The following is a 4798-nucleotide window of genomic DNA, read 5'->3' on the forward strand; positions in this document are numbered from 1 at the left end:
ACGAAATTAGCATCATGCTAGCAAGTTAAGCGAACACTGACATGATAAATTAGTGGTTAGCTATATTTTTTACTTTGCAACAGAACCATCCATAATCTACTCTGGAGGCCAGTGTGATTTCAAATTTGTCTAGCTTCAAAATACGACTACAACGTCTTTTCTTCGTTTTATATTGCGTTTGTGCTGTAAATGTAGAATAACTTTCTTCATTCATATTACAATTAATTTCACGAAAAATTGTAGAGACTGAGAGATTAAGATGCTTAGCAATCGCTCTCATAGAATAGTTTTCTTTTCTAAGCATCTATATACTTGAACGCTCATATATAGTAAAATGTAAACAGATCATATTGGCACTCCCTTTTGTATTTGTTTTTAGTGGCATATTAATCTCTTACAACAAAGTGCCAATTATGGGCATTTTTTATGAATTTTTTGGGTATTATACTTAATATTACATAATGTCGAAAATAATAAAATGCTACTCTAAAATATAAGTGAATCCGAAAACGATGATTATACGTACGTTGAGAGGTTTTATTCTATATTTAGTATTCATAGAAATTCCTCAAAAAGCTTCTTGGAATATTTTCGGTTTATCCTATATCATGTGAAATGCAATTAAATAGGGGGAGAGCACTTCCCGTATCAAACACAGGAGGAAGAGATGGAAGAAAAAATTGGCTTAATAGATATTGGTTCAAATACAATTCGGCTCGTGCTTTTTGTTTTTACTAAAGAAACTGGTCTTAATGAAATATTAAATATTAAAACACCTGCACGTCTAAGTCAGTACTTGACCAGTGACACTAAAATGAACAATGACGGTATCGCCATTTTAAAAGAAGCACTTTTAAGTTTCAAAAAAGTGGCCGACAAATTTAAAGTTCAAGAGCTACATACTATTGCGACAGCTGCGATTCGTCAATCTAAAAACAGTAACGATATTATCAAAAAAATCAAAAAAGAATTAAATATTGAAATTCAAATCGTCTCTGAAAAAGATGAGGCATTTTATGGTTATTATGCCATTTCACACACCACAGATATTGAAAATGGTATATCAGTTGATATCGGTGGTGGTTCTACCGAGGTTACACTTTTCAAAGATAAGAAATTAAAAGAAATACATAGCTTCCCATTTGGCGTTGTCACATTGAAACGTCAATTCTTCGGAGATAAAGATCATAATAATAAATCCGCAATTAAAAGTATGGAAAAATTCTTATCCGAACAATTTAATCAATTAGATTGGGTAAAAAATCAAGAAATTACGCTTATAGGATTAGGTGGCTCTGCACGTAATGTTGCTCGTATTCATCAATCTAAACATTCTTATCCTATCGGTGGTGTTCACAATTATACTATGTCATTGAAAGATATATATATAGTTTACGATATCATTTGTAAAAGTGCTCGCGATGAATTAATTAATCTAGACGGTTTAAGCCGAGATCGTGTAGATATCATTCTACCTGCCATCTCTGTTTTCAAGACTCTTTTCCAAAAAATAGATGCGACACAATTCACTTTCTCAAGAAATGGCATTCGTGAAGGTTATGTCATGAATTTCATTCGTAAACGCCATCCTTATGAATTTAAAAAAGAACATGTACGTAGAGATGCTTTAATACACTTAGCTAATGAATATTACATTGAGGAAGAAAGTGCAAAACGTCGCTTGAAATTAGCACAATCCTTACTCGACCAACTGTTAAATTATAGTGATTTGAAAATTACAGATTATGATAAGTATTTATTTGTTGAAGGTGCGTATATATATTACTTAGGTAGTTTTATCGATTCAGATTCAAGTTCACCGCACACATATTACCTTATTGCGAATTCAACGATTAATGGGTTCTCTCATAAAGATCGTGTGAAGCTAGCACTTCTCGCAAGTTTTAAAAATAAATCATTACTCAAATTGTACTGTAAAGAAACACAATGGTTTAACGGTAAAGAAGTTGATACTATTCAAGCTCTAGGTGGTATTATTAAATTCGTAAACGCATTGAATATCTCTCATACTAGTTTTGTAGAAGAAATTAATCTTAAAAAGAAAAAAGGCGATAAATACGAAATCTATGTTTACCACAAAGGAGAGCCTATTGCTGAAGAATATCAAGCGAATAAGCAGAAGAAACATGTTGAAAAGATTTTAAAAGGGCAAGTATCCATTATCTTTACAAAATCTTAAAAGTCGTATGATATTTTTAGACTACACAAGAACAACGTTTAAATAATGAGGTGTATTAAGAGTATGCAAACTCAATTGGGAAAAAAGGATATTAATTTACCACAGTACTATAATAATAGGGAGTTAAGTTGGATCGATTTTAACTATAGAGTCCTTCAGGAAGCTTATGATAAGAATAATCCATTACTTGAAATGTTAAATTTCATTTCTATTTTTAGCTCAAATTTAGATGAATTTTTTATGGTACGTGTAGCTGGTTTAAAAGACCAAGTGAAATTAGGTTATGATAAACCCGAAAATAAAACCCAAATGACGCCTCAAGAACAACTTGATGCGATTAAAATAAAAAACACAGAATATGTTCACATCCAATATCAACGATATAAAGAATTGATTGAAGAGTTACGGCATTATAATATTGAAATGGTCAAACCTGATTGTTTATCTGAAATGCTCATAGAAAGATTAGAAAAAGAGTTTAAATCGCATATTCTACCTACACTTACACCATTAGGTATTGATGCGTATCACCCATTTCCGAAATTGAACAATAAAAGTTTAAACATATTTGTCGATATTGATACTGAAGACACAATTAACTCAGCAATCGTACAAATTCCATCATTAATTCCTCGATTTCTAACATTTAATGAAGGTGCTAAACAATATGTTGTAATGGTCGAAGATGTCATTACATACTTTATCAACTATCTATTTAAAGGTTATAAAGTTTTAAATACTTTTACCTTCAGAATCACAAGAAATGCAGATTTATCGATTCATGAAGATGGTGCTGAAGATTTACTAATAGAAATTGAACGCTTCTTAAAAGAACGTAAGAGTGGTTCAGCTGTACGTTTAGAGGTCGATGGCCGAACTGCACAAAGAGAGAATATTGAATGGTTGATTGATCAATTAGAGGTTGAAGAGAATGATATATACTTCTTAAATGGCCCGCTTGATTTAACGTTTTTATTCGATTTAGTGAGTCATCTCTCTACTAAACTTAAATATCTGACGTATGAGAAATATACACCCCAAGTACCGAAATCTTTAGAAAATAACAATATTTATAAATTAGCTCTAGAAAGAGATATATTCTTCCATCATCCGTATGAATCATTTGACCCCATTGTAAACTTCATACGTGAAGCTTCCGATGATCCAAATACCATTGCCATTAAGCAAACATTATATCGTGTGAGTAAAGATTCACCGATTATTAATAGTTTGAAGGAAGCTGCTGAAAATGGTAAGCAAGTCACTGTACTTGTAGAATTGAAAGCACGTTTCGATGAAGAGAATAATGTCCATTGGGCTCGTATGCTTGAAGATGCAGGTTGTCACGTAATATATGGTATGACGCATCTAAAGACACATAGTAAAATTGCGCTTGTCGTTAAACGTATTCGTGGAGAGCTAACATCATTTATACATTTAGGTACAGGAAACTATAATGACAAAACTGCTAAGCTATATACCGATATGGGGATTATTACTACAAATAAAGACATTGCTGAAGATGCGATTAATTTCTTCAATTATTTAAGTGGTTACTCTGTTAAACCTGAGTATAATAAATTAATTGTAGCTCCATTTGATATTCGTGACGTCTTTATTGACCATATCGACAAAGAGATTAGTAGTCATTTAGAACATGGAAATGGCAAGATTATGATGAAGATGAATTCACTCACAGATAAAACGATTATTAAAAAGCTCTTTAAAGCTTCTCAAGCAGGCGTAAAGATTCAACTTATCATTCGTGGTATTTGTTGTCTTAAACCTGGTATACCTGGTATCAGTGAGAATATTGAAGTCGTAAGCATAGTAGGACGGTTACTCGAACATTCACGTATTTATTATTTCCATAATAACGGTGATGAAAGTATCTACCTCTCATCAGCAGACGTGATGACACGCAACATGATTAAACGTGTCGAAATCTTATTCCCTGTTGAAGATAAAAGTATTGGAAAACGTTTAGTGAATTATATGAACTTGCAACTTTCAGATAATGAGAAAGGACGTTTCCAAGATAAAATTGGTGTCTATCACTATGTTCAAAACAATTTATCTCCACTAAATTCTCAAGCTTATCTTATGCAAGAGGCAATTAAATACGGTAAAGATCTAAAAAAACAGACTGCTCAGCCAACAGGTTATCCCATTCGTTCAAAGCGTGGCGTTAGTTGGATAAGAAGATTAAGAAATACATTCAAAAGATAGAATGAATAATCTTATAAAAAATTAGAATTAATCCAAAGACAGATGCTTTATTTAAACTAGGCCTTTTACTTTTTGAACCACTAATATAATGGCACTGCATCCTTAATGTGGGCCTCACATTAAAACACTTGAATTAGGCTGCTAATGTTCTGTATTGCACAGGAGATAAGTAGTCTAATTTTTGTTGAATTCGATTATTATTATAGTTTTCTATGTACTTTTCGACAATATCCTTTACAATGAAATTAGAGTTATTTAACTCATTGTTGAGATAAAATGTTTGGTTCTGTTGCAAAGTAAAAAATATAGCTAACCACTAATTTATCATGTCAGTGTTCGCTTAACTTGCTAGCATGATGCTAATTTCGT

Annotated in this window: 3 protein-coding genes and 1 pseudogene; 2 read left to right on the forward strand and 2 right to left on the reverse strand. The window is 32.0% G+C overall.

Going from position 1 to position 4798, the window contains the following annotated elements:
• Positions 1-49 precede the first annotated feature (49 nt).
• On the reverse strand, positions 50-304 hold the full coding sequence (locus CD126_RS12475) for a helix-turn-helix domain-containing protein (protein WP_102696183.1): 255 nt from the start codon (positions 302-304) through the stop codon (positions 50-52).
• Between the two features lie 363 nt (positions 305-667).
• Between CD126_RS12475 and ppx the strand changes: the two genes are divergently transcribed.
• Both ppx and CD126_RS08165 read left to right on the forward strand, forming a co-directional pair.
• Positions 668-2200, forward strand: coding sequence for an exopolyphosphatase (gene ppx, locus CD126_RS08160; protein ID WP_103370296.1), 1533 nt, complete (start codon positions 668-670; stop codon positions 2198-2200).
• A gap of 63 nt (positions 2201-2263) precedes the next feature.
• A complete protein-coding gene (locus CD126_RS08165; RefSeq protein ID WP_103370297.1) occupies positions 2264-4429 on the forward strand; it encodes an RNA degradosome polyphosphate kinase in 2166 nt (721 codons plus the stop codon).
• 133 nt (positions 4430-4562) lie between these two features.
• On the opposite strand, the pseudogene CD126_RS08170 reads toward CD126_RS08165, so the two are convergent.
• Positions 4563-4709, reverse strand: a pseudogene (locus CD126_RS08170) (IS3 family transposase); the annotation flags it as partial.
• Positions 4710-4798: the final 89 nt, after the last annotated feature.

Origin of the sequence: Staphylococcus pettenkoferi, assembly GCF_002902685.1 — a bacterium.
Classification (GTDB): Bacteria; Bacillota; Bacilli; order Staphylococcales; family Staphylococcaceae; genus Staphylococcus; species Staphylococcus pettenkoferi.